A 25131-nucleotide genomic window follows, 5' to 3' on the forward strand; every position below is an offset into this window, starting at 1 on the left:
GCAAAAGCTGACGATTGTACTCAAGCTTAAGCGAAACGCACGGGGTTTTTGCGGATGGGAATGGACCCAATAACTGCAAATGCCCCCCCTCTGCGCATGGTCATTTCTGCTCGGCAAACGCCTGCTCTGCATTCCAGCCGCCGCCCAACGCAGCCACCAGTTGCACACTGGCCACCAGGCGCCCTTGCAGCAGGTTCAGCACGCTGCGCTCGTTGCTCAGCGCCGTGGTTTGCACGTTGACCACATCCAGATAGCCGATCAGCCCGGCGCGGTACTGGTTCTCGGTCAGACGCAACGACTCACGGGCGGCATCAAGCGCCTCTTGGCGCACCCTGGCTTCATCGCCATACACTTTCAGTTGAACCAGCAGGTTTTCCACTTCCTTGAAGCCGTCCAGCACGGTCTGGCGGTACTGCGCCACCGTCTGGTCATACACGGCCACCGTGCGGTCGACCTCGGCGCTGCGTTTGCCGGCGTCGAACAGGGTCAGCGCCAACTGCGGGCCTACCGACCAGTAGCGGTTGGGCAACTCGATCCAGTTGCTGAAGCTGCTGCTGGAATATCCGCCACTCATGCTCAGGCTGAGGTCCGGGAAGTAGGCTGCCCGCGACACCCCGATGTTGGCGTTGGCCGCCATCACGTTGCGTTCGGCTGCAGCGATGTCCGGGCGTCGCTCCAGCAGTTGCGAAGGCAGCGAAACCGGTATTTGCGGCAACGCGGGAATAGCCTTGCTGTCGGCCAGGGCGAAGTCGGCCGGAACCTTGCCCAGCAGCACGGCGATGGCATTTTCGAACTGCGCACGCTGCCAGATCAGGTCGATCAGGTCAGCCTGGGTGCTTTTGAGCTGGGTGCGGGCCTGGGCCACGGCATCCGGGCCGGCGACACCGGCACGGTACTGGTTTTCGTTCATTCGCAGTGAGCGTTCATAAGCCGCCACGGTGGCTTCCAGCAAGCGCTTCTGCTCATCGATAACCCGCAATTGCAGGTAGTTCTGCACCAGCTCCGACTGCTGGCTCAGGCGGATCGACGCAAGGTCGGCGAAACTGGCTTCGGCACTGGCCTCGTTGGCATTCAAGGTTTCACGCAGCTTGCCCCACAGGTCGATCTCCCAGCTCACGCCCAACTGCGCGTTGTAGGTGTTGCGAATGCCACTGCTGTTATTGGACAGGCTGGAACTGGAGCTGCCGGTGCCCTGCGCCGAGCGGTTCTTGCTGGCGCTCAGGTCCAGGCTGGGGAACAGCGCCGCGCGGCTGCTGCGCACCAGTGCCTGGGCCTGGCGGTACTGGGCTTCTGATTGCGCCACAGTCTGGTTGCTGCGGTTAAGCTCTTCGACCAGCGCATTGAGCCCGGCATCACCGTAGATCTCCCACCAGGCGCCGCGGGCGATGGCGTCGGAGGGCGAGGCCTGGGTCCAGCCTTCGGCATGCTTGAACTGCGCCGCCGTGCTGTTCAGCTCGGGGCGGTGATAGTCGGGGCTCAGGGTGCAGGCACTGAGCAAGGCCGCGCACAACCCGGCGCTGAGCAGGCGCGAGCCACGGCCACGGGTCAGTGCTTGCAGGGCACGGTGAAGTGGGGTCTGGGCAAAAGTCATAGCGGGGTTTCCAGGGCGGCGTCGGTGCGCACGCCGCGCCAACGGTTGAAGCGGTGGCGCAGGCGGTCCAGGTACAGGTAAACCACCGGCGTCGTATAAAGGGTGAGGATCTGGCTGAACACCAGGCCCCCGATGATGGTCAGGCCCAGCGGCTGACGCATTTCTGCGCCCTCAGCCTGGCTCAACAGCAATGGCAATGCGCCAAGGATCGCCGCCAGGGTGGTCATCAGGATCGGCCGCAGGCGCAGCAGGCAGGCCCGACGTATTGACTCTTCCGGCGAAAAGCCATGATGGCGCTCCAGTTGCAGGGCCAGGTCGATCATCAGGATGGCATTTTTTTTCACCACCCCGATCAACAGGAACAGCCCCAGCAACGAGATCAGGCTGAACTCGCCACCGGTGACGTACAGCGCCAGCAAGGCTCCGACGCCCGCCGAAGGCAGTGTCGAGAGAATGGTCAGCGGGTGAATGTAGCTTTCATACAGAATGCCCAGCACCAGGTACACCAGCAGCAGTGCGCCAAGGATCATGAATGGCTGGCCCTGCTGGGTCTTGGCAAAGGCATCGGCAGTGCCGCCGAGCTTGGCAATCACCTCCTCGGGCAAGCCCAGCCTGGCCACCGCGCGTTCCAGCGCCGCCATGGCCTGGTCGGGGCTATAGCCCTCGGCGACGTCGAAGGCGATGTCTTCCGAAGCGAACTGGCCTTCGTGGCTGACCCGGTCGTTGGCCAGGCTGTTCTCGTAGTGAGCGATGGTCGACAGCGGCACCCGGGCGCCGTCGGCGGTGATCACCTGCACTTGCTCGAGCGTGCTCGGGTCCCAGGCGTATTTCGGGTTGATCTCCAGCACCACCTGGTATTGGTTGAGGCTGTCGTAGATGGTGGAGATCTGCCGCTGGCTGTAGGCGTTGTTCAGTACTGCGGTGACCATGTCCATGTCGATGCCCAGGCGCTTGGCCTGGTCACGGTCGACCACCAGCGTCACCTGCTGGGTACCGGCGCCATCACGGGCGTCGATGGCGGTCAGCTCAGGCAGTGCACGCAGCGCAGCGACCACCTTGGGGAACCATTCGCGCAATGCCGAAAGGTCGCCGCTTTGCAGGGTATACAGGTACTGCGAAGAGGTCTGGTCACGCCCACCGCCACCCAGTTGCAGGTCCTGGTCAGCCATCAGGAACAGGCGCCCGCCGGGCACTTTGGGCAGTTCCTTGCGCAGGCGTTCGATCACTTTCTGCGCATCGATCTTGCGCTCGCTGATCGGTTTCAGGCGCACCAGCACAAAGGCGTTGTTGGTACCGCTGTTGCCGCCGATGAAACCGGCAACGCTCTGCACGGCAGGGTCGGCCAGCAAGGCGCGGCGGTAGATTTCCATCTTCGGCTGCATCACGCTGAACGACAGGCCGTCGTCGCCACGGATGAAGCCCATCAACTGGCCGGTATCCTGCTGGGGCATCAACGTTTTGGGTACTACCACGTACAGGGCGATGTTGATGCCGATGGTGGCCAGCAGGCTGAGCAGGGTCAGGCGCTTGTGGCGCAGAGCCCAGCCCAGGCTGCGGTCATAGGCAGCAACCATGCGCTGATGCAGCTTGTCGCTCCAGCGCTGCAGGCGGCTCTGCTCGGCCTTGTGCGGCTTGAGCCAGCGGGCGCAGAGCATCGGCGTAAGGGTCAGCGACACCACCAGCGAGACGATGATCGCCGCCGCCAGAGTGATGGAAAACTCCTGGAACAGGTTGCGCACGATGCCGCCCATGAACAGGATGGAGACAAACACCGCCACCAGCGACACGTTCATCGACAGCAAGGTGAAGCCCACTTCCTTGGCGCCCAGGAAGGCCGCCTTCATCGGCGGCTGGCCGTTCTCGATGTGCCTGGAGATGTTTTCCAGCACCACGATGGCATCGTCCACCACCAGCCCGGTGGCAAGGATCAGCGCCATCAGCGACAGGTTGTTGAGCGAGAAACCGCACAGGTACATGACCGCGAATGTCCCCACCAGCGATACCGGCACCGCCAGGCTGGGGATCAGCGAGGCGCGCAGGCTGCCGAGGAACAGGTAGACCACCAGGATCACCAGCACCACGGCGATCAGCAGGGTGTGCTCGGCCTCTTTGAGGGTGGCCTTGATCACGGGCGAGCGGTCCATGGCCACGTTCAATTGCACGCTGGCTGGCAGCAGCGACTGCAGTGCCGGTAGCTGGGCCTTGATCTGGTCGACCGTTTCGATGATGTTGGCGCCGGTCTGGCGGTTGACCACCAGCAGCACCGCTGCCTGGTCGTTGAAGAAGCCGCTGTTGTAACGGTTTTCAACGCCGTCGGTGACGGTCGCTACGTCAGACAGGCGCAAAATGGTGCCGTTCTGCTGGCGAATCACCACCGGCTCGTAGTCCTTGGCGCTTTCCAGCTGGTCGTTGGCCCGCACCTGCCAGTTACGCTCGGCGTCCTCGACAAAGCCCATGGGCCGGCGCTGGTTGGCGTTGGACACCGCAGTGCGCACCTCGTCCAGCGACAGGTTGTACTGGTTGAGCAGTTGCGGCTCGACGGCAATGCGCACGGCCGGCAGCGAACTGCCACCGATCTGCACCTCCCCTACCCCCGATACCTGAGCCAGGCTCTGTGAAAGGATGGTGTCGGCCAGGTCATACAGCTGGCCTTTCTGCAATACATCCGAGGTCAGCGACAGCACCATGATCGGCGCCTGCGACGGGTTGATCTTCTTGTAGGTGGGCATGCTGCGCATGCCGCTGGGCAGCAGGTTGCGGGTTGCGTTGATCGCCGCTTGCACCTCACGGGCTGCGCCATCAATGTCACGGCCCATCTCGAAGCCGATGATTACCCGTGTCGACCCCTGGCTGGAGCTGCTGGTGAGCGTGGTGACACCGGCGATGCTGCCGAGCTTGCGTTCCAGCGGTGTGGCCACGGTCGAAGCCATGACCTCGGGGCTGGCACCAGACAGGTTCGCCGACACCACGATCACCGGGAAGTCCATTTGCGGCAGTGGCGCCACCGGCAGCAAGCCAAAGCTGACCCCACCCAGCAGCATGATCGCCAGGCTCAACAGCATGGTCGCCACCGGGCGACGGATGAAAGGCCCGGACAGGTTCATGCCTGAGCCTGCTTCACGTCAGTGGCCGGGCGCCAGCGGCGGGCCAGGCGATCGAAGTACAGGTAGATGACCGGGGTGGTGAACAGCGTCAGCACCTGGCTGACCAGCAGCCCGCCGACCATCACCAGGCCCAGTGGCTGACGCAGCTCGGCGCCGGAACCGGTGGCAAGCATCAGCGGCACCGCGCCAAACAGCGCGGCCAGGGTGGTCATCAGGATCGGCCTAAAGCGCAGCAGCGCCGCCTGGTAGATGGCATCGCGTGGGCTCATGCCCTGATGGCGCTCGGCCTCCAGGGCGAAGTCGATCATCATGATCGCGTTCTTCTTGACGATACCGATCAGCAGGATGATGCCGATGATGGCGATCATGCCCAGGTCGTTACCGCTGATGAGCAAGGCCAGCAAGGCACCGACCGCCGCCGACGGCAGGGTCGAGAGGATGGTGACCGGGTGGATGTAGCTTTCGTACAGCACCCCCAGCACGATGTACATGGTCACCACCGCCGCCAGAATCAGCAGCAAAGTGCTCGACAGCGACGCCTGGAAGGCCTCGGCCGCACCCTGGAAGCGGGTTTGCACACCCAACGGCATGCCGATGTCCTGCTGCACCTGCTCGATCACCTGCACGGCTTCGCCCAGCGACGCGCCGTGGGCCAGGTTGAACGACAAGGTCACTGCCGGGAACTGGCCGATGTGGGAAATAGCCAGCGGGGCTTGACGCTGGTCGATCCGCGCCAGCGCCGAAAGGCGCACCTGGCCGCCATCGGTGGCCTTGACGTGGATCGACTCCAGCGCCTGCGGGCCGATCGTTGCGGCGTCCTTGGACTGCAACACCACGCGGTACTGGCTGGCCTGAGTGTAGATGGTCGAGATCTGCCGCTGGCCGAAGGCGTCGTACAGGGCATTGGTGATCTGCGACACGCTGATCCCCAGGCGGCTGGCCATGTCCCGGTCGATGACCAGGTACACCTGCAAGCCTTTGTCCTGCAGGTCGCTGGCCACATCGGCCAGTTCCGGGCGCTGCTGCAGCGCCTGCACCAGCTTGCCGCTCCACTGCGCCAGCAGGTCGGCGTCCGGTGAGGACAGGCTGAACTGGTACTGGGTACGGCTGACCCGGTCTTCGATGCTCAGGTCTTGCACCGGCTGCATGAACAGGCGGATGCCCACCAGCCGGTCGACTTGCGGCTGCAGGCGGCTGATCACTTCGCTGGCGCTGACATCGCGCTCGCCGTGGGGCTTGAGGTTGATCAGCAGGCGACCGCTGTTGAGCGTGGCGTTGTCGCCGTCTACGCCAATGTAGGACGACAGGCTTTGCACGGCCGGGTCTTGCAGGATGACCTTGCTCAGGGCCTGCTGACGTTCGCTCATGGCGGCGAACGAGGTGGACTGCGGCGCCTCGGAAATACCCTGGATCACCCCGGTATCCTGCACCGGGAAGAAGCCCTTGGGCACAACCATGTACAGAAACACCGTGAGCACCAGGCTGGCCACTGCCACCAGCAGGGTCAGCGGCTGGTGCTTGAGCACCCACTGCAGGGCACTGCCGTAGTGCTTGATGAGCCAGTCGATCCAGGCGCCACTGGCACGGTAGAAGCGGCCTTGCTCTTCTTCCCTGGGCTCGCGTTTGAGCAGACGCGCGCACATCATCGGCGTCAGGGTCAGGGACACCACCAGGGAAATCAGAATGGCCACTGCCAGCGTGATGGCGAACTCGCGGAACAGGCGTCCGACCACGTCAGCCATGAACAGCAACGGGATCAGGACCGCAATCAGCGAGAAGGTCAGCGAAATCAGGGTGAAGCCAATCTGCCGGGCGCCCTTGAGCGCCGCCTGCATGGGCGTCTCGCCCTCTTCGATATGCCGGGAGATGTTCTCCAGCATGACGATGGCATCATCGACCACAAAGCCGGTGGCGATGGTCAGGGCCATGAGTGTCAGGTTGTTGACCGAGAACCCTGCCAGGTACATGACTCCGAACGTCCCGATCAGCGACAGTGGCACGGCAATCGACGGAATGAGGGTGGCGCTGAAGCGGCGCAAGAAGACGAAGGTGACCATCACCACCAGAACGATGGCGATCAGCAGCTCGTGCTGCACGTCCTTGACCGCGGCGCGAATGGTCTGGGTGCGGTCGGTCAGCACCGACACATCGAGGCCGGCCGGCAGGTTGTCGGTGATCGACGGCAGCAGGCCCTTGATGCGGTCGACCACTTCGATCACGTTGGCGCCCGGCTGACGCTGGATGTTCAGCAGCACTGCATGGTTCTGGTTCGCCCAGGCGGCCAGCCGCTCGTTCTCGGCGCCGTCGACGATTTCGGCCACATCTTTCAGGCGCAGCGGCGCACCGTTGTTGTAGGCCAGGATCAGGTTGGCGTATTCCTCGGGAGAACGCAGCTGGTCATTGGCGTCGAGCATCGACACCCGGGTCGGGCCGTCGAAGTTGCCTTTGGGCTGGTTGACGTTGGAGGCACCGATCAGCGTGCGCACGTCATCCAGGTTCAAACCATTGGCCGCCAGGGCGTCGACGTTGACCTTGATGCGCACCGCCTGGCGCTGGCCACCGGCAATGCTGACCATGCCCACGCCGCTGATTTGCGCAAGCTTTTGCGCCACGCGGGTATCGACCAGGTCGTTGAGCTTGGGCAGCGGCATGGTCTTGCTGGAGATGGCCAGGGTCAGCACCGGGGTGTCGGCCGGGTTGACCTTGTTGTATACCGGCGGTGCCGGCAGGTCGCTGGGCAGCAGGTTGCTGGCGGCGTTGATCGCGGCCTGCACCTGTTGCTCGGCAACGTCCATGTTCATGTCGAGGTTGAAACGCAGGGTCAGCACCGACGCGCCGCCAGAACTGGTCGAGGCCATCTGTTCCAGGCCCGGCATCTGCCCGAACTGGCGCTCCAGTGGCGCGGTGACGGCGCTGGTCATCACCTGCGGGCTGGCGCCGGGGTACAGGGTCATGACGCGAATGGTCGGGTAATCCACCTGCGGCAAGGCGGAAACCGGCAGCAACTTGTAGGCGATCAGGCCGGCCAGCACGATGGCCAGCATGCTCAGCGTGGTGGCGACCGGGCGCAGGATGAACAGGCGCGAGAGGTTCATGCGCCCGCCTTGCCTGCTGCGTTGCCGGGTTGTGCTTCACCTGTTGTTTGGGCCGCGCCCTTGGCTTCCTGCCCTTGCAGGTGCTGGCCTGGGCTGGTCGGCACTTGCGAGCTGTCTTCGACCACTTCCACCTTGGTGCCTTCGCGCAGGCGGTCGGTGCCTTCCAGCACCAGGCGGTCGCCGGCCTTCAGGCCGTCGAGAATGACGCTGTTCTCGCCATCGCTGGCGCCCACCTTCAGCTTGCGGACATTGACGGTGCTCTGCTCGTTGACCACATAGGCGAAGGTGCCATCGTTGCCAAACTGGATGGCCGCGGCCGGCGCCATGACCACCTGCTTGAGGGTGTCGGCCAGCAAGCGCACGTTGACGAACTGGTTGGGGAACAGGGCCAGGTCCTTGTTCTCGAAACGGCCTTTGAACTTGAGTGTGCCAGTGGTGGTGTCGATCTGGTTGTCGATGCTGCCCAGCACACCGGTGGACTGCAGCTTGCTGTCACTGCGGTCCCAGGCCTCGACCGGCAGGCTGGCGCCACTGCGGTAGCGCTCCAGCACCGTGCTCAGTTCGGTTTCCGGCAGGGTGAAGGCGACGTTGATCGGCTCGGTCTGGGTAATCACTACCAGCGCGGTGGTGTCGTTGGCGGCCACCAGATTGCCCAGATCGAGCTGGCGCAGGCCCACCCGGCCACTGATCGGCGCACGGATCTGGGTGAAATCGAGGTTCAGGCGGGCGTCGTTGACCTGTGCCTGATTGGTCTTGACCAGCCCTTGGAACTGCGCAACCTGGGCTTGGGCAGTGTCCAGGGTTTGCTTGGCGATGCTGTCTTCGGCGTACAGGCCTTTATAGCGGGCCAGGTCGACCTGAGCGTTCTTCAACTGCGCCTGGTTCTGCGCCAAGGTACCTTCGGCCTGCTGCAGGGCGATGCGATAAGGGCGCGGGTCGATTTCGGCCAGCAGGTCGCCGGCCTTGACGCGCTGGCCTTCCTTGAAGTGGATTTTCACAAGCTCGCCAGCCACACGGCTGCGCACATTGACTGTATTGGTCGCGGTGACCGTGCCCAAGGCTTTGTAGTAGAGCGGGAAGTCGCCTGTCCGCACCGGCACGACGCGTACCGGCACCGGGTCGCTGGAACCGCCAAAACCTGGGCGGCCGCCGATCATGCCCATGCCCTTGCCACCGCGCCCGCCACTGGCCTCTTTATGCGCAGGCGTCGCTGCGGGCCACAGCCACCAGGCCAGTGCAGCCACCAGCAGCAGGATCAGCAGGCCGACGAGCCAGCGACGGAGGGAACGGGAATTGGACGCTTGCATGGGTTGAACGAACCTTGTTCGGAATGACGACTTGGGGAGGATGAACGATAAGCACTGCCATCGTTTTAGCAAAGGGCCTTTACCAGAGGTTTACCTTTGCCTGACGTTGCCAAGAGGCGGAATTTTAAATGAAAACGGCCCGGAACGTGTTCCGGGCCGTTACAGGGTGTTGCTTGGAGCGGTGACGGGCCTGAAGGTTCGGTTGCCTGGTCTGGCCCTTTCGCGGGTGAACCCGCTCCTACGGGGATGTCACAGCTTTTGAAACCTGTGCCGCACGTTGTAGGAGCGGGTTTACCCGCGAAGAGGCCATCACAGGCTACAGACGCCCGCCCTGCCCCACGCAATCCTTACTTCAGTACAGCCAGCGCCGCGTCGTAGTTCGGCTCGTCAGCAATTTCGCCAACCAGTTCGCTGTGCAGCACCTTGTCGTTCTCGTCCAGCACCACCACGGCGCGGGCGGCCAGGCCGGCCAGCGGGCCGTCGGCAATGGCTACGCCGTAGTTTTCGAGGAACTCGCGGCCACGCAGGGTCGACAGGTTCTTCACATTGTCCAGCCCTTCGGCACCGCAGAAACGTGCCTGGGCGAACGGCAGGTCAGCCGAGATGCACAGCACCACGGTGTTGGCAACGTCGTTGGCCTGGGCGTTGAACTTGCGCACCGAGGTGGCGCAGGTCGGGGTATCGACGCTTGGGAAGATATTCAGCACCTTGCGCTTGCCGGCGTAGTCTTTCAGCGACTTGTCAGCCAGGCCTTCACCTACCAGGGAGAAAGCCGGAGCCTGGGCGCCGGCCTGTGGCAGGTTGCCGTTTACCTGGACCGGGTTGCCTTTGAGAGTCACTTGAGCCATGACGAAATCCTTATGCGGGGTTTGAAAAGGACACTGAGTTAAGCATGAAGGCAGCCGGGTGCCTATGGGGGGCAGGTGAAATTGTTCCATTGCCGGACGAATTTTGTGGACAAAAAATGCCGATAGCCGCGGTTACGGCCAGTTGCCTCACAGTTCACAACCGCCCATCCACACCTCCCACTCCGAGTGCGGAGCACAGTGAGCTAATTGATATGGGCGGTACAACGCTGCTCCCAAAATCGCTGTGAGGTTTGTGCCAGAGGCTTTACGACGCAGTTGGATTGGCACCTCGTGACTATAAGGGTAACAAATCCTACAACTTCATCGGAAGTTTCGCTACAAAGTTTGCCTTGTACATCTTCAAAGTGACGCTAACATCAGACAAGTCGCAATACCGCGACGCATAAATGGAGATTCAAATATGAAAACCATCAAGATGGAGTCTACAAAACTGGCCAACCTGGCCCTTCTGGTCAAAAAGAGCCAGTAAGCCTTAACCGATGAATGCTGAAGCGCAGTGCCGGCCTGCGCTTTAGCCAAAGGAGGAAAAATGGTAAGCAGAGACTGTTTTTTTATCGCCAAGGATAACGCTCTGATCTGCTGGGACTTCAACAATCACAAGCAGTATGAACTTTCAGCCGAGCACGCAGAAAAACTGATATCGATCATTTACGGCCACCCCTGCAATGACCCAACTGATCCCACAATCAAAGATCTAAAGCGCTGCGAGATAATCACTGACCGCACAACGGATGAAAACGCTTGGGGATGGGACATTCTCTCTAGAATCTTTCATATTGGAACCAAAAACATACCGCTAGACGATCAACCAACCAGTACGCATCAATGGGCCAACCAATACCTGGAACATTGCAATGAAGTATTGAGTGAAATACCTCCTGCCGCCGCCGATGAGCCAACAGCAGGCATCCAACTGCCAACCACAAGCAACGCCAGTGAGTTCGATAAAATTCTCGGGCGGCGGGCAACCGTGAGAAACTTTCATCGCTCATTAATTCCAATAGCTGAACTAGGGCAAATTTTACACCACACGCTAGGCTTTATTGACTCTCGAGCCCTGGATCATGAAGAAGGAGGGATTGAGCAATTCAACAAGCGGCGTTGCAGCCCATCAGCAGGAGGATTGAATGCCACCGAAGGCTATGTATACATAGCGAATGTCGAAGGTATAGCGCCAGGAATTTACCGGTATGACCCTCACATGCATCAGTTATACTGGCGTAATCCGCTGCCTCCAAGATTGGGTGACTTGCTCTCTGGACAACATTTCGCCAACGATATACCAGTGGGATTATTCCTTACCTCCAGATTCGATAAATTGTGGTGGAAGTACGAACATTCGCGTGCTTATCGGATGGCACTGATCGAGATAGGCCATGTGGCACAGACCTTTCAGCTGGCTGCTACCGCCTGCGGAATGAATACCTGGCTAACTGGCGCATTGAATGAGTGCTTGATTGAACCACTGCTGAACCCTATAAACGCGAATGAGCAGGTCCTTTTCTTTGTCGGCTGTGGCTACAGTGATGGGTCCGCCATTCCCGACTGCCTAAAGTCCATCTTGAAAAAAACCGAGGCGAGCTGACATATGAACAAGTTAGCCAACCGCAGTATAACCTTGTTTCGGAATTGGCACTCCTCCAGCGCTGTCCGTTCGCGACCCTACGCTTATCAATTCACAAAAGCGGATTTCGCTCAGACAGACCCCGGCTTATGGTTCCCCATCGCACTCAGTCCAGCACTGGCTCATGATGCAATAAAATCCCTTCCCAAAAAAGAATTGCTGATCGCACATGCATCTCATCTAGTATATTTTATGGACTATACCACAGCACTAGAGATGACGCATGTCAATGAGGCTGTACGTTGCATTGTAACTGGAAGCCTGAAGAAATACTTTGAGAACAAAGAGCGCCGCATCGCTTTAAAAATATACGCGGATGAAGCGTATCACGCATTATTTTCAAAAGAGATTGCAGATCACGTAGCACAGCATTTCAACTTAGTACGCATCAGGCCCGCTCGCCTAGATAGGCTAGATCGTGTTATAGATAAAAGCCCTCCAGCGTTCGAATGTTTAACCCGCTTCTGCATCGGATTTGTGTCAGAAACCTTGATCACTCACGAACTCCTTAAGTTATCTAGCGAGGCGCTCGTTGGCCCAGTGACGAACATGCTAAGGGATCACTTGCATGATGAAGGCCGCCATGCAGCCTTCTTTTCCGAGTGTTTCGTCAGCTTGTGGCGAAATATTTCCAAGATGGAGAAGGACTATGTGGCTCAAATTTTACCTGAGGTGCTCATAGCTTTCTGCCAGCCCGACCTATCATGCTTGCGAATGCTACTCAGAAACCGACCAGACCTAGAAGACGAAATTTCTGCTTATGTGGAGGCAAACTGGACGATCCGAATGATCGAGATTTGCGGGCCGACACTTCGAGCAATTCAGCACACTGATTTGCTGGATGATGAAGGCTATTTCTTGCAATTCCAATCGGCGGGGTTGATAGCATGAACCGCCCCACTGGTTCGCTTCGGCGCCACCTGTGCTCGACGTTGCTGATTTTGTTATGTCTGCTGGGTGTATTTCCTCTGGACGTGATCCTCCCATCATTCCCGGCGCTCTCAGATGAGTTTCGGGTCAACACAAAACAGATTGCGTACTCAGTGAGCTTTTTTGCTGTTGGTGTGGCCATGGCGCAAATCGTGATCGGCCCGCTGTCAGATGGCATCGGGCGCAAGCGTTTGTTGCTCGCTGGGTTGAGCGTATCCATTGTGGGGGCGCTCGGTTGCGTATTTTCAACCCAATATGAAACGTTCATGGCCTTTCGCTTGGTGCAGGCCCTGGGTTGCGGCAGCCTCGTGCTAGGCCAGGCGCTTGTGCAGGACCTCTACAGCGGTACACAACGCAATGCCATGCGCATCCTGTTAACAAGCGCGAGCGGGTTGTTCATCTCCCTGTCACCGCTGGCAGGTGCCTTTCTTCAACAGTCCTTTGGCTGGGAGGCCAGCTTTACGGTATTCGTGATCATCGCTGCAATCGTTTCACTTTTATCGTGTGTGCTGCTCCATGACACACCTGCGTCGCATGACCGGGCGCCAAGCATGTCCAGTTATCGGGTGATGCTGCGAGACACGGACTATCTCGCGCATTCCATGCTGTCCAGCCTCGCCTTTGCCTGCCATTTTTCCTTTATCGTCATAGCGCCCTTGCTGCTGATGGGCAGGCTGGAGCTGACGGCCTATCAATTCTCTCTGGTCTTTATCGGCTATGGGTTGGCATACATCGTCGGCGGCATGGCTGCGACCTACTTGAACAGTCGCGTAAGCCCGCAAGCTCAAATAAAAGCAGGCTTGCTGCTTATAAGTACTGCGGGCATCACCCTTTTGATGTGGGAATGGGTGGCAGATTTATCTGTGCTGGGGGTTCTACTGCCGATGATTGTCTGTACCACCGGGACAACCCTGGTACGCCCCGCCGCAACGACCCAGGCTTTGGCGCGCTATCCACGTCAGGCAGGTGCGGCAGCGTCGCTCAATACGACGTTGCTGTTCGCCGGTGCCGGTTTGACGAGCAGTGTGGTCGCAGGCTTCGAAAGCGCGCTACCGGCAGGCTTGGGCGTGCTGTTCGTGGTGGCCAGCCTGTGCGGGTGGTGGCTGCTTGCATGCACCAAGGACGATGGAATGCAACGCTGCTGAAACTTTGATCAGGCAAAAAAATGCCCGGGTGACGACAAGCGCCCCGGGCATTCTTGAATGAAACGGGTGAATCAGCTTACAAGGCCGTACACCACAGAGGTCAGCGCAACCAGGCCGACCACAACGACGAACACGTTGGAGGCCGCACCGCTGTACTTGCGCATCGATGGCACACGGCGAATGGCGTACATCGGCATCAGGAACAACAGCACCGCGAGAATCGGGCCGCCGAGCGACTCGATCATGCCGAGAATGCTCGGGTTAAGGGTGGCGACGATCCAGCACACCACCAGCATCAGTGCGGCAACCACGCGGTCCAGGGCCTTGGCGCCTGGGCGCGCACCGGTCTTGGCGATGATGCCCTTCAGGCCTTCGCTGGCGCCGATGTAGTGGCCGAGGAACGACTTGGCGATGGCCACGAAGGCGATCAACGGCGCAGCGAACGCGATGGTCGGGTTGCTGAAGTGGTTGGCCAGGTACGACAGGATCGACAGGTTCTGTGCCTTGGCTTCGGCCAGCTGGGCGCTGCTCAGGGTGAGCACGCAGCTGAACACGAAGAACAACACCATCACCACCATCAGCAGGTGGGCACGACGCAGGATCTGGCCGCTGCGCTCGTCGGCGTGCTCGCCGTAACGGCGCTTCTGGTCGACGGCAAAGGCCGAAATGATCGGCGAATGGTTGAACGAGAACACCATCACGGGTATGGCCAGCCACAGGGTGTGCAGGAAGGCCGAGGCCGGCGGCACCTGAGTGGCGCTGTCGAGAATGCCACCGGTCCAGTGCGGCACCAGGTACAGGCCCAGCAACGCCAGAGCAACGATGAACGGGTAGACCAGCAGGCTCATGACCTTGACCGTGGCCTGCTCCCCGCAGCGCACAATGGCCAGCAGGCCGAGAATCAGCACGAATGACAGGATTGCCCGTGGCGGCGGCTGCATGTGCAGCTGGTGCTCCATGAAGCTGGACACGGTGTTGGTCAGTGCCACGCTGTAGATAAGCAGGATCGGAAAGATCGCGAAAAAGTACAGCACGGTGATCGAGGCGCCGGCGGTGACGCCGAAATGCTCCTTGACCACGTCGGTGATATCGCCGCCATCGCGCCCGGAAAGGACGAAACGGGTCAGCCCGCGATGGGCGAAATAGGTCATCGGGAAGGCCAGCACGGCCAGGATCAGCAGCGGCCAGAAGCCGCCAAGGCCGGCGTTGATCGGCAGGAACAGTGTCCCGGCGCCGATGGCTGTGCCGAACAAGCCCAGCATCCAGGTGGTGTCGTGACGCGCCCAGGTGCCGAGGGCGGCGGGGGTCGATTCTGCAAAGCGTTGTTCAACGCTTGGGGCCTGCTCATTCATTCCGGGTGAAGCTCCACTCGCAAGACTGCAACAGGCTGAGAATGGCGAAATAGACGTTTCGCCCAACTCAACCGGAAAAGAGGGGCGCGATTGTGCACGGAAAGGTTGCACTTGCGAAGCCCTTTTCCGAGGAGCGGTTGCACTTGTCTTTACAAGCGGGTTATACCAACAGGCTGCGGGGTGGGGCTGGCAGGTGTTGGCCGTGGTTCTTTCGGCGCCTGTGAAATCGAGCGCCGCCCGCGCGGCGCATCGCGAGCTGCGCTCGCTCCTACGTTTGTTTCGGGCCAGTTATTTCTGTGGGATTTGCGCGCGTACGCCTTGGCGCATGGCTCGATATCGCGTCGTACAAGCAAGGGGGTCGCGCGCGCCTGTCACAAGCCTCACTGGCCCGAAACAAACGTAGGAGCGAGCGCAGCTCGCGATGCGCCGCGCGGGCGGCGCTCGATTTCACAGGCGATGCAAATGCCACGCCCAACACCTACCAGCCCCACCCCGGCGAACTGACTGGCATTACGCTACGCCCCCCTTTCGCGACGCAAGGCCGCTTCCACAGAGGGGCCGCGCAGGCCTTTGGTGGTGTTACTTCTGAACGGCAGCGAACGCTTCGGCAACCCGCTGCAGGTTGGCCGGGCGCAGGCCGGACATGCACACACGGCCGCTGTCGATCAGGTAAACGCCGAACTCGTCACGCAGGCGACGTACCTGCTCGACGCTGAAGCCGGTGTAGCTGAACATGCCGCGCTGGCGCAGGAAAAACTGGAAGTCCTGGCCCGGCAGCAGCACGGCCAGGGCATCGACCAGCGCCTGGCGCATGTCAAGGATACGCTTGCGCATCACTTCGACTTCTTCGGCCCACTGGGCATTCAGGCCAGCATCGCTCAGTACGCCGGCAACCAGCTGGGCGCCGAAGTTGGGCGGGCTGGAGTAGTTGCGGCGCACGGTGGCCTTCAGCTGGCCAAGCACGCTCTGGGCAGTGGCCTCGTCATCGCACACCACCGACAGGCCGCCCACCCGCTCACCATACAGCGAGAAGATTTTCGAGAAGGAGTTGCTGACCAGGCACGGCACGCCGGCACGGGCCATTTCGCGGATAGCGTAGGCGTCTTCTACCAGGCCTTCGGCGAAGCCCTGGTAAGCGATGTCGAGGAATGGGATCAGCTGGCGCGCCTTGACCACTTCGACCACTTGTTGCCACTGGTGCTGCTCCAGATCGGCACCTGTAGGGTTGTGGCAGCATGGGTGCAGCAGCACCACGCTGTTGGCCGGCAGGCTTTGCAAGGTGGCCAGCATGCCGTCGAAGTCCACGCCACGGGTGGCCTGGTCGAAGTACGAGTAGGTGTGCACCTTGAAGCCCGCACCTTCGAAGATGGCGCGGTGGTTGTCCCAGGTCGGGTTGCTGACCCAGACTTCGGACTGCGGGAAGTAGCGCTTGAGGAAGTCGGCACCGACCTTCAGGGCGCCGGAGCCACCCACGGTCTGTACGGTGGCCACACGGCCGCCGGTCACGGCCGGGTGATCGGCACCGAACAGCAGCGCCTGAATGGCTTGGCGGTAGCTGGCCAGGCCTTCCATCGGCAGGTACAGGGAGGCTTCGTGGTCCTGACCGGCAATGCGTTTTTCCACCGCATCCACCGCCGCCAGTTGCGGCACCACGCCGGCCTCATCGTAGTACAGGCCAATACTCAGGTTGACCTTGTCGGCGCGCGGGTCGGCCTTGAAGGTTTCCATCAACGAGAGGATCGGGTCGCCGGCATAGGCATCGACATGTTTGAACACAGCGTGCAGCTCCTTGGATCAGGACGGTACGGAAAGTCAGCCCTGAGCATACCCGGAGAGCGGGCTCAGGAACATCCACTATTGTGCAAGGTTGTCTATGCAACATTGCATGGCCGGGGATGAGTGCTGGATTCTTCGCGGGTAACCCGCGAAAGGGCCGGCTCAGCCAAGCAGCTCTTTCAGGCCTTGCAACTCCTGCTCGGTCACCGCCACTCCCTCCTCCTCGGCCACCTCGCGCTCACGATAGCGGCGCTCACCCGGCATGCGGGTCAGCCCGACTGCCTGCATCTGCTCCACCAGTTCGCGGCTGCGCTGGGCAAAGCGCTCGCCCTCGGCCTTGCCCGGGTCGATGACGATGATCAACTGCCCGGTCCATGGCGTTTTCGCCCCCGGATGCCCGGACCAATCGAACTCCCAGGAGAAATGACCGCCGGTCAGCGCCGCCGCCAGCAACTCGACCATCATCGATAACGCCGAGCCCTTGTGCCCGCCAAATGGCAGCAAGGCCCCGCCTTCCAGAATCGCCTTTGGGTCGGTGGTCGGCTGGCCATCGGCGTCCACCCCCATGCCCTCCGGCAATTGCTGGCCGGCACGCGCGGCAATTTGCACATCGCCATGGGCCATGGCACTGGTGGCCATGTCGAAAACAATCGGGTCATGCTCGGCGCAAGGCGCAGCAAAAGCGATGGGGTTGGTACCGAACAGTGGCTTGCGCGCACCATGCGGCACCACGCAGGTCATGCTGTTGACCACGCTGAGGGCTACCAGGCCCTCTTCGGCGAACGGCTCTACATCCGGCCACAACGCAGCGAAGTGGTGCGAGTTGTGGATCGCCAGCACGGCAATGCCTGCGTTGCGCGCCTTCGCCACCAACAGCTCACGGGCCGCCGCCAGTGCCGGCTGGGCAAAACCGCCCGCAGCATCGACACGCACATACCCGGCGGCCACGTCGCTGACCTGTGGCGCGGCCTGGCCATCGACCCAGCCGCTGGCCAAGGTCGAGACATAACCGGGCATGCGGAACACCCCATGGCTATGGGCGCCATCACGCTGGGCGCTGGCGCAGTTGTGGGCCAGCACCCGGGCCACGGCCTCGCTGCACCCATGGCGCTGGAAAATGGCCTGCAACAGGCTTTGCAGCTCGGTAAACGGCATGCGCACAACGGTGCTGGTGGAAGGTGCGGACATCTGAAGCTCCTTGTTGATTTTGGAATGGCTACAGCGTTGCAACGACAAAAACTTTCCTTCATGTGACAGCAATCTGTCAAATATTGACTTGATGACAGAAAACATTCATTTTCTTCCCAAGCCTCACCCCTGGAGCCGCAGCATGAGCCAAATGATCAAGCAACGCCTGGAAAACAGCCTCGAAGGGGCCGCTGCCTCCGGTCGCAAGATCGCCACCTACATGCTTGCCAACCTGCACGAACTGCCGTTCCAGACCTCGGCCAGCATTGCCGCCAAGCTGGGCGTCAGCGAATCCAGCGTCGGGCGCTACTGTCGCTCACTGGGTTATGCCCACCTCAAGGCGCTTAAGCAAGACCTGCAGAACGATCTGGGCGATGGCCCGTGGTTGGTAGGTGATCGCCTGCAAGATTACCGCCAGAACCAGGACGCCAGCGACAACGCCGGCAGCCTGGAACTGGAAATCGCCGCCCTGGTGCGCGTACACGAGTACCGCCAGAGCCCGGCCTGGCACAACGTGGCGCAACGCCTGGCAAGCAAACCGCGGGTGTTCATCGCCGGCTTCCAGACCGAGCGTGGCATCGCCATGTGCATGAGCCACCTGCTGCAATACCTGCGCGATAGCGTGCAACTGGTCGACATCAGCGCCGGGCACTTCGGTGAGGTGTTGCTGGGCCGTGCCGAAGACAGCGCCCTGGTGGTGTTCGAGGCGCGCCGTTATTCCCGCCATGCCCTGATGCTGTGCCAGAAGGCGCGCGAGGCTGGCATTGCGGTCACCTTGGTGACCGACACTTTCTGTGACTGGGCGGATGCCAATGCCGACGAGGTGTTCCGCATCCCCACCGAGTTCAACCTGTTCTGGGAATCCACCTCGACGATGCTGTCGTGGGTGCATCTGATGGTCAACGAGGTCTGCAAGAAGCTCGGACCGGATGTTGAAAAACGCTTGGAAGCAACTGCCGCTCTACATAACGAATTCGTCGGCTACACCTCGTGGTCGACGGGCAAACAACAATAGCAAGAGTGCAATGAGGTGCGAGATGAACAAGTCCATGGCCTTGGTGGGTGCGTGCGCCCTGCTGCTGGCGGGTGCCGCCAGCGCCGAAACCCTGCGGTTCGCCACCGAGGGTGCCTACCCGCCCTTCAACTATGTAGACGCCGATAACAAGCTGCATGGCTTCGATATCGACATCACCCACGCCCTGTGCGAGCAGATGAAAGTCGAATGCACGCTGGTGGCCCAGGACTGGGAAGGCATCATCCCCGCCCTGATGGCGCGCAAGTATGACGCCGTGGTGGCGTCGATGATCGACACCGAAGAGCGACGCAAGAAGATCGCCTTCACCGACCACTACTACCGCACGCCACTGACCGTGGCGGTTGCCAAGGACAGCAAGATCGACAGCGCCCAGACCGACTTTGTCGGCTACACCGTCGGTGCGCAGTCTTCGTCCACCCAGGCCATCTACGCCGAAGACGTGTATGGCAAGGCCGGTGCCGACGTAAAACTGTACCCGACCATGGACGAAGCCAACGCAGACCTGGCGGCCGGCCGCCTGGACGGTGTGATTGCCGACAAATTCCCGCTGCACGAGTGGATGAACAAGAACGGCGGGGATTGCTGCAAAATCCTTGGCGACGTGGCCGACACCAAAGCCGATGCCGCCATCGCTGTGCGCAAGGACGACGAAGCCCTGCGCCAGCGCCTGAATACCGCGCTGCAACAGATCGTGGCCAACGGTACCTATCAGAAAATCGCCAGCAAATATTTCGCTTTCGATATCTATAACTGACCACTGGCCTTGCGCCTCACCCTTGCAGGCACGGGCTTGCCCGCGCCTGCAAGGGTGAGCGCCCCTCCAAGTTAGGGGTTCGTCATGCTCGATCAATTGTCCTTGCTGTCTTTCGCCAGCGGAGGCTGGGGCCAGGCGTTGCTGGCCGGCGCGCTGGTTACCGTTTCCCTGGCCCTGGCCTGCCTGCCCATCGGCCTGCCACTGGGCCTGGTGGTCGCGCTGGCGGCGCGCTCACGCAAACGCCTGCCACGGGCCTGGGCCACCACCTTTTCTACCGTGTTCCGCGGCCTGCCCGAGCTACTGACGTTGCTGATCATCTATTACGGCTGCCAGATCGCCGCACAGAAGATCCTCGCCGCCATGGGTTATCAAGGTGAGTTCATCATCAACACCTTCCTCGCCGCGATGATCGCCTTCAGCCTGGTGTTCGCCGCGTTTTCCAGCGAGATCTGGCTGGCCGCCTTCAAGACCCTGCCCAAGGGCCAACTGGAAGCCTGCTCGGCGCTTGGCCTGAGCAAGCGCACCGGTTTCTTCAAGGTGCTGCTGCCGCAACTGACCCGCATCGCCCTGCCCGGTTTGTCCAACAATTGGCTGTCGCTGCTCAAGGACACCTCGCTGGTGTCGACCATCTCGCTGGTCGACCTGATGCGCCAGACCAACCTGGCGGTCAGCGTAACCAAGGAGCCGATGTTCTTCTACGGCGTCGCCTGCCTGGGCTACCTGCTGTTCGCGGCACTGTCCGGGCGCGTATTCGCCTACATCGAACGGCGCAGCAACCGCCACCTGCAAGGAGCACGCGCATGAGCTTCGATCAACTGCTGGCAATGGTGCTCGACCCCGACCTGCTGGAGCGCTACGGCCCACGCTTCATCGACGGCCTGCTGGTAACCGCCAAGCTGGTGGCGATTTCCTTCAGCCTGGGCGCTGTGCTCGGCCTTCTGCTGGCCCTTGCACGCATGTCTCACAGCCTGTTGCTGCAGCGCATGGCTGCCGGCTACGTGTACTTCTTCCGTGGCTCGCCGCTGCTGGCGCAATTGTTCCTGCTGTATTACGGCCTGGGTTCGCTCAAGGGCTTCTGGCAGGACGTCGGCCTGTGGTGGTTCTTCCGCGAAGCGTGGTTCTGCACCTTGCTGGCGTTCACTCTGAACACCGCCGCCTATCAGGCCGAGATTTTCCGCGGCAGCCTGATGGCGGTTGCGCCTGGCCAGCATGAAGCGGCTCGGGCGCTGAACCTGAAACGCTCGACCACCTTCTTCAAGGTGATATTGCCACAGTCGCTGCTGGTGGCCATTGGCCCGCTGGGCAACGAACTGATCCTGATGATCAAGGCCAGCGCGATCGCCTCGCTGGTGACGATCTACGACCTGATGGGCGTGACCAAACTGGCCTTCTCGCGCAGTTTCGACTTCCAGATCTACCTGTGGGCCGCCGTGCTCTACCTGGTGATCGTCGAACTGGTGCGGCGCCTGTTGAAACACCTGGAAGCCCGCCTGGGCCGCCACCTGAACTGACCGAAGGATACGTTTCATGCATTGCCAGACCCTTGTCCTTGGCGCCGGCATTGTCGGCGTCAGCACCGCGCTGCACCTGCAGGCACGCGGGCGCCAGGTAATTCTGATCGACCGCGACGAACCGGGCAGCGGCACCAGCCATGGCAACGCCGGGCTGATCGAGCGCTCCAGTGTCATCCCCTATGCCTTTCCACGGCAATTGAGCGCACTGCTGCGCTACGGCCTGAACCGCCAGCCCGATGTGCGCTACAGCCTGGCGCACCTGCCCAAGGCCGCACCGTGGCTGTGGCGCTACTGGCGCCAGTCGGCACCCGGGCGTCTGGCTGGGGCCGCCGCCGATATGTTGCCGCTGGTGCAGCGCTGTGTCGAAGAGCATGACGCGCTGATCGCTGCTGCCGGCCTGGAAAGTCTGGTGCAAGCCAAAGGCTGGATCGAAGTGTTCCGCGACCCAGCGCTGTTCGAGCAGGCAAAAACCGATGCCAAGGGCCTGAGCCGCTATGGCTTGCAATTCGAAATCCTCGAATGCGGGCAACTGCAGGCTCGTGAGCACCAACTGGACGCCACCGTGGTCGGTGGCATTCACTGGCTCGACCCGAAAACCGTGAACAACCCCGGCGCGCTCACCCGTGGCTATGCGGCGCTGTTCCTGCAACGCGGCGGGCAGTTTGTGCATGGCGATGCGCGCAGCCTGCGCCAGGCCAATGGCCAATGGCGGGTAGAGAGCCGTCGCGGCCCGATCACTGCCGACGAAGTGGTGGCCTGCCTCGGTCCACAGTCGGCCGACCTGTTCAGCGGCCTGGGCTACCAGATCCCGCTGGCAATCAAGCGGGGCTACCACATGCACTACAGCACCCGTGACGGCGCTCAGCTGGAGCACTCAATCTGCGACACCCAAGGCGGCTATGTTCTGGCGCCGATGGCGCGCGGTGTGCGCCTGACCACCGGCATCGAGTTCGACGCAGCCAGTGCGCCCGGCAACCAGATTCAACTGGGCCGCTGCGAGGCCTTGGCGCGCAAGCTGTTCCCGGCCCTCGGCGAGCGCCTGGACGACACGCCTTGGCTGGGCCGCCGCCCCTGCCTGCCCGACATGCGCCCGGTGATCGGGCCGGCGCCGCGCCACCCAGGGCTGTGGTTCAACTTCGGCCATGCCCATCACGGTCTCACACTGGGCCCGGTCTGCGGCCGGCTGCTGGCCGAGCTGCTCACTGGCGAGCCCCCCTTCACCGACCCCGCGCCTTACAGCGCGACCCGTTTCGACTGAACCCATGCGGGAGAACAACAAGATGACCGCACCACTGAGCCTTGCCACCCTTGCCCCCGAACCCGACCCGCGTCCGGTGCTGATTCGCATCGAAGGCCTGAACAAGCACTATGGCGCGTTCCACGTGCTGCGTGACATCGACCTGCAGGTGCGCGAAGGCGAACGCATCGTGCTGTGCGGGCCGTCCGGCTCGGGCAAGTCGACCCTGATCCGTTGCATCAACCGCCTGGAAGTCGCCCAGCAGGGCAGCATCCAGGTGGACGGCATCGACCTGGCAGCCACCACGCGCGAGGCGTCACAGGTACGCAGCGACATCGGTATGGTGTTCCAGCACTTCAACCTGTTCCCACACATGAGCGTGCTCGACAACTGCCTGCTGGCCCCCACTAGCGTGCGCGGGCTGTCACGCAAGGACGCCGAGGAGCGGGCACGCATGTACCTGAGCAAAGTCGGCATCGAAAGCCAGGCGCACAAGTACCCCAGCCAGCTGTCCGGCGGCCAGCAGCAGCGCGTGGCCATCGCCCGGGCACTGTGCATGAAGCCGCGGATCATGCTGTTCGACGAGCCCACTTCGGCGCTGGACCCGGAAATGGTCGCCGAGGTGCTGGATGTGCTGGTGCAGTTGGCTGGCACGGGCATGACCATGCTGTGCGTCACCCATGAAATGGGCTTTGCCCGGCAGGTAGCCGAGCGGGTGCTGTTCCTTGAGGGGGGTCAGATCATCGAGGACAGCCCGCCGCAGGTGTTCTTCAACCAGCCGCGCACCGAGCGGGCCAAGGCGTTCCTGGCGCAGATACTGCATTGATTGAAAGCCTGTGGGGCGGGTTTACCCGCGAAGAAGACACCGCCGTGGATGGCACGGGCTTCGCCCGTGTTCGCGGGCAAGCCCGCTCCCACAGGGATCGCGCCAGCTTTTAGACGTTGAGCAAGACAGTTGCCCCACAAGGACCGAGGAGACTTCGAGCTACCTATTCATTGCACCGCTGCAATGACCCAACTGCATCGTTAAATATTATTGACCGCCGCCCCTGCCAAACCCACGCCGCCACAGGCCCGCATCGGTTTCAGCCCCCCAAAAAACGGTGTATTGCCTGCGTTAAAGCCCTCTTCCGTTGTTTGACATATCGAACGGCTCTGGCAAGCTATCTACAAGCCCCGACCGGAATCGTCGCCTCTGACGAGCCGGCAGTGCTCGGGGCCACAGGCAGCAATCAGGGCCCCGCGCCGTGCGCCTGCACAACAACGACAGGTCGAACCTGTCCCAAGGTGACATATGTCCAACAGCAACATTGGCAACAAGCAACCTTCCCTGCGCAAACCTGTCGTCCTGATGACCATGGGCACCCAAGAGCGCAAAGGCCATGACTACCAGGTCATGACCCACAAATACATTAGCCCGCTGGTCGAGTTCTCCGATTGCGTCCCGGTGTTGGTACCCACCTGCTTCGGTACTGAAGACCTCGAGACCTACCTGGACATGGCCGACGGCGTGTACCTGACTGGCGCTGGCAGCAACATCGACCCAGCCCTGTATGGCCAGGAAAACCAGACTCCAGGCAAAGGCCAGGACCAGAACCGCGACCTGTTCGACATTCCGCTGGTCAAGGCGGCGATCAAGCGTGGCCTGCCCATCTTCGGCATCTGCCGTGGCATGCAGGAAATCAACGTGGCCCTGGGTGGTGACATTTACCAGAAGGTGTATGCCGAACCTGGGTTCAATGACCACCGGGAAAACCCGGAAGACCCGGTCGAAGTGCAGTACGCCCAGGTGCATGGGGTGAAGATCCAGCCGGGCAGCTGGCTGCACGAAACCCTGGGTACCGACGAGATTCGCGTCAACTCGCTGCATGGCCAAGGCCTGAACAAGCTCGGCGCCGGTATTGAAGCGATCGCCCGTGCCGAAGATGGCCTGGTCGAAGCGATTCATGCGCCAAGCATTTCGCCGTTCCTGTTCGCGGTGCAGTGGCACCCTGAGTGGCAAGCGGCGAAGAACCCTGACTCGATAAAGATCTTCCAGGCTTTCGGCGATGCTTGCCGGGCCCAGGTACGCAAGGCGCAAGTCAAGCGCCAGCACGCGGCCTGACCTTCAGTTTCCTCTGCTTTGATCGCGGGGCGGCGCAAGGCCTCCCCCGTTTCCCCGGTCACCCTCTGCTGGTCCCAGAACACTTCCCGTGGAATCGGGCGGCGGGCTTGTGCCTGTCTCCGCGATCCTTTTTCTTCCAAGAGATACGATGACCGTTATGTGGTTGTCGTTATGCCTTCTGCGCCGGTGCGATCGCGCGCCGCCCGCGCGGCGCATCGCGAGCTGCGCTCGCTCCTACGTTTGTTTCGGGCCAGTTACGCCTGTGACAGGCGCGCGCGACCGCCTTGTTTGTACGACGCGATTTCGCGCCATGCGCCAAGGCGTTCGCGCGCGAACCCCACAGGAATGATTGGCCCGAAACAAACGTAGGAGCGAGCGCAGCTCGCGATGCGCCGCGCGGGCGGCGCTGGATCTCCGCGCCACCGCCATTCTCAAACTGGCCACCTGAGCACCTAAACACCCAAACAAAAAATTCCGAAAGGGGCTAGCCACACTCGAAGTTGTA

Annotated in this window: 18 protein-coding genes; 10 read left to right on the plus strand and 8 right to left on the minus strand. The window is 61.5% G+C overall.

Going from position 1 to position 25131, the window contains the following annotated elements; genetic code table 11:
• Positions 1–100: 100 nt before the first annotated feature.
• The 5 genes from AC3B5Q_RS15300 to tpx form a co-directional block, all read right to left on the minus strand.
• A complete protein-coding gene (locus AC3B5Q_RS15300; RefSeq protein ID WP_021781682.1) occupies positions 101–1591 on the minus strand; it encodes an efflux transporter outer membrane subunit in 1491 nt (496 codons plus the stop codon).
• A complete protein-coding gene (locus tag AC3B5Q_RS15305; RefSeq protein ID WP_021781683.1) occupies positions 1588–4695 on the minus strand; it encodes an efflux RND transporter permease subunit in 3108 nt (1035 codons plus the stop codon). Before AC3B5Q_RS15305 ends, AC3B5Q_RS15300 begins: the two co-directional genes overlap by 4 nt.
• The gene (locus AC3B5Q_RS15310) at positions 4692–7790 is read right to left on the minus strand and encodes an MdtB/MuxB family multidrug efflux RND transporter permease subunit (RefSeq protein ID WP_330508029.1); all 3099 of its coding nucleotides are present in this window, start codon (positions 7788–7790) and stop codon (positions 4692–4694) included. Before AC3B5Q_RS15310 ends, AC3B5Q_RS15305 begins: the two co-directional genes overlap by 4 nt.
• A complete protein-coding gene (locus AC3B5Q_RS15315; protein WP_021781685.1) occupies positions 7787–9097 on the minus strand; it encodes an MdtA/MuxA family multidrug efflux RND transporter periplasmic adaptor subunit in 1311 nt (436 codons plus the stop codon). Before AC3B5Q_RS15315 ends, AC3B5Q_RS15310 begins: the two co-directional genes overlap by 4 nt.
• A 347-nt stretch (positions 9098–9444) precedes the next feature.
• Positions 9445–9945 carry a thiol peroxidase gene (tpx, locus tag AC3B5Q_RS15320; protein ID WP_012052082.1) on the minus strand — a complete coding sequence of 167 codons (501 nt, stop codon included), beginning with the start codon at positions 9943–9945 and terminating at the stop codon, positions 9445–9447.
• A gap of 550 nt (positions 9946–10495) precedes the next feature.
• On the opposite strand from tpx, the gene AC3B5Q_RS15325 reads away from it, so the two are divergent.
• From AC3B5Q_RS15325 to AC3B5Q_RS15335, 3 genes are read left to right on the plus strand one after another with little or no spacing between them, the layout of a single operon-like run.
• Positions 10496–11551: a SagB family peptide dehydrogenase gene (locus tag AC3B5Q_RS15325; protein WP_101196287.1), complete on the plus strand. Its 1056-nt coding sequence runs from the start codon at positions 10496–10498 to the stop codon at positions 11549–11551.
• Positions 11552–11554: 3 nt separating this feature from the next.
• On the plus strand, positions 11555–12481 hold the full coding sequence (locus AC3B5Q_RS15330; RefSeq protein ID WP_488392656.1) for a diiron oxygenase: 927 nt from the start codon (positions 11555–11557) through the stop codon (positions 12479–12481).
• Positions 12478–13665 (plus strand): Bcr/CflA family efflux MFS transporter, encoded by a 1188-nt coding sequence (locus AC3B5Q_RS15335; RefSeq protein ID WP_101196288.1) that lies wholly within the window; start codon positions 12478–12480, stop codon positions 13663–13665. Before AC3B5Q_RS15330 ends, AC3B5Q_RS15335 begins: the two co-directional genes overlap by 4 nt.
• 71 nt (positions 13666–13736) lie before the next feature.
• Here AC3B5Q_RS15335 and AC3B5Q_RS15340 read toward each other — a convergent pair whose 3' ends face one another.
• The 3 genes from AC3B5Q_RS15340 to AC3B5Q_RS15350 form a co-directional block, all read right to left on the minus strand.
• Positions 13737–15017, minus strand: a complete 1281-nt coding sequence (locus AC3B5Q_RS15340) for a serine/threonine transporter (RefSeq protein ID WP_330508032.1) — start codon at positions 15015–15017, stop codon at positions 13737–13739.
• A 579-nt stretch (positions 15018–15596) separates the two neighbouring features.
• Positions 15597–16793: an amino acid aminotransferase gene (locus tag AC3B5Q_RS15345; protein ID WP_021781689.1), complete on the minus strand. Its 1197-nt coding sequence runs from the start codon at positions 16791–16793 to the stop codon at positions 15597–15599.
• 162 nt (positions 16794–16955) lie between these two features.
• Positions 16956–17981: an Ldh family oxidoreductase gene (locus AC3B5Q_RS15350; RefSeq protein ID WP_021781690.1), complete on the minus strand. Its 1026-nt coding sequence runs from the start codon at positions 17979–17981 to the stop codon at positions 16956–16958.
• A 142-nt stretch (positions 17982–18123) separates the two neighbouring features.
• On the opposite strand from AC3B5Q_RS15350, the gene AC3B5Q_RS15355 reads away from it, so the two are divergent.
• The 7 genes from AC3B5Q_RS15355 to AC3B5Q_RS15385 all read left to right on the plus strand — a co-directional run bounded on the left by AC3B5Q_RS15355 (position 18124) and on the right by AC3B5Q_RS15385 (position 24626).
• Positions 18124–18996, plus strand: coding sequence for a MurR/RpiR family transcriptional regulator (locus AC3B5Q_RS15355; RefSeq protein WP_021781691.1), 873 nt, complete (start codon positions 18124–18126; stop codon positions 18994–18996).
• A 22-nt stretch (positions 18997–19018) separates the two neighbouring features.
• Positions 19019–19771: a transporter substrate-binding domain-containing protein gene (locus tag AC3B5Q_RS15360; RefSeq protein ID WP_021781692.1), complete on the plus strand. Its 753-nt coding sequence runs from the start codon at positions 19019–19021 to the stop codon at positions 19769–19771.
• Between the two features lie 84 nt (positions 19772–19855).
• Positions 19856–20575: an ABC transporter permease gene (locus AC3B5Q_RS15365; RefSeq protein ID WP_021781693.1), complete on the plus strand. Its 720-nt coding sequence runs from the start codon at positions 19856–19858 to the stop codon at positions 20573–20575.
• Positions 20572–21282: an ABC transporter permease gene (locus AC3B5Q_RS15370; protein WP_021781694.1), complete on the plus strand. Its 711-nt coding sequence runs from the start codon at positions 20572–20574 to the stop codon at positions 21280–21282. The genes AC3B5Q_RS15365 and AC3B5Q_RS15370 overlap by 4 nt, the downstream gene beginning before the upstream one ends.
• 16 nt (positions 21283–21298) lie before the next feature.
• Positions 21299–22543 carry an NAD(P)/FAD-dependent oxidoreductase gene (locus AC3B5Q_RS15375; protein WP_103444271.1) on the plus strand — a complete coding sequence of 415 codons (1245 nt, stop codon included), beginning with the start codon at positions 21299–21301 and terminating at the stop codon, positions 22541–22543.
• A 22-nt stretch (positions 22544–22565) separates the two neighbouring features.
• Positions 22566–23348, plus strand: coding sequence for an amino acid ABC transporter ATP-binding protein (locus AC3B5Q_RS15380; RefSeq protein WP_021781696.1), 783 nt, complete (start codon positions 22566–22568; stop codon positions 23346–23348).
• Between the two features lie 468 nt (positions 23349–23816).
• On the plus strand, positions 23817–24626 hold the full coding sequence (locus tag AC3B5Q_RS15385; protein ID WP_021781697.1) for a gamma-glutamyl-gamma-aminobutyrate hydrolase family protein: 810 nt from the start codon (positions 23817–23819) through the stop codon (positions 24624–24626).
• The last annotated feature ends 505 nt before the right edge of the window (positions 24627–25131 follow it).

The sequence above is a fragment of the Pseudomonas sp. D5(2026) genome, from assembly GCF_057766845.1.

Excerpts from the sequence above, each read along its gene's own strand:
- AC3B5Q_RS15300 (WP_021781682.1), bottom strand. The coding sequence starts at position 1,591 with ATGACTTTTGCCCAGACCCCACTTCACCGTGCCCTGCAAGCACTGACC.
- AC3B5Q_RS15305 (WP_021781683.1), bottom strand. The coding sequence starts at position 4,695 with ATGAACCTGTCCGGGCCTTTCATCCGTCGCCCGGTGGCGACCATGCTG.
- AC3B5Q_RS15310 (WP_330508029.1), bottom strand. The coding sequence starts at position 7,790 with ATGAACCTCTCGCGCCTGTTCATCCTGCGCCCGGTCGCCACCACGCTG.
- AC3B5Q_RS15315 (WP_021781685.1), bottom strand. The coding sequence starts at position 9,097 with ATGCAAGCGTCCAATTCCCGTTCCCTCCGTCGCTGGCTCGTCGGCCTG.
- tpx (WP_012052082.1), bottom strand. The coding sequence starts at position 9,945 with ATGGCTCAAGTGACTCTCAAAGGCAACCCGGTCCAGGTAAACGGCAAC.
- AC3B5Q_RS15325 (WP_101196287.1), top strand. The coding sequence starts at position 10,496 with ATGGTAAGCAGAGACTGTTTTTTTATCGCCAAGGATAACGCTCTGATC.
- AC3B5Q_RS15330 (WP_488392656.1), top strand. The coding sequence starts at position 11,555 with ATGAACAAGTTAGCCAACCGCAGTATAACCTTGTTTCGGAATTGGCAC.
- AC3B5Q_RS15335 (WP_101196288.1), top strand. The coding sequence starts at position 12,478 with ATGAACCGCCCCACTGGTTCGCTTCGGCGCCACCTGTGCTCGACGTTG.
- AC3B5Q_RS15340 (WP_330508032.1), bottom strand. The coding sequence starts at position 15,017 with ATGAATGAGCAGGCCCCAAGCGTTGAACAACGCTTTGCAGAATCGACC.
- AC3B5Q_RS15350 (WP_021781690.1), bottom strand. The coding sequence starts at position 17,981 with ATGTCCGCACCTTCCACCAGCACCGTTGTGCGCATGCCGTTTACCGAG.
- AC3B5Q_RS15355 (WP_021781691.1), top strand. The coding sequence starts at position 18,124 with ATGAGCCAAATGATCAAGCAACGCCTGGAAAACAGCCTCGAAGGGGCC.
- AC3B5Q_RS15360 (WP_021781692.1), top strand. The coding sequence starts at position 19,019 with ATGAACAAGTCCATGGCCTTGGTGGGTGCGTGCGCCCTGCTGCTGGCG.
- AC3B5Q_RS15365 (WP_021781693.1), top strand. The coding sequence starts at position 19,856 with ATGCTCGATCAATTGTCCTTGCTGTCTTTCGCCAGCGGAGGCTGGGGC.
- AC3B5Q_RS15370 (WP_021781694.1), top strand. The coding sequence starts at position 20,572 with ATGAGCTTCGATCAACTGCTGGCAATGGTGCTCGACCCCGACCTGCTG.
- AC3B5Q_RS15375 (WP_103444271.1), top strand. The coding sequence starts at position 21,299 with ATGCATTGCCAGACCCTTGTCCTTGGCGCCGGCATTGTCGGCGTCAGC.
- AC3B5Q_RS15380 (WP_021781696.1), top strand. The coding sequence starts at position 22,566 with ATGACCGCACCACTGAGCCTTGCCACCCTTGCCCCCGAACCCGACCCG.
- AC3B5Q_RS15385 (WP_021781697.1), top strand. The coding sequence starts at position 23,817 with ATGTCCAACAGCAACATTGGCAACAAGCAACCTTCCCTGCGCAAACCT.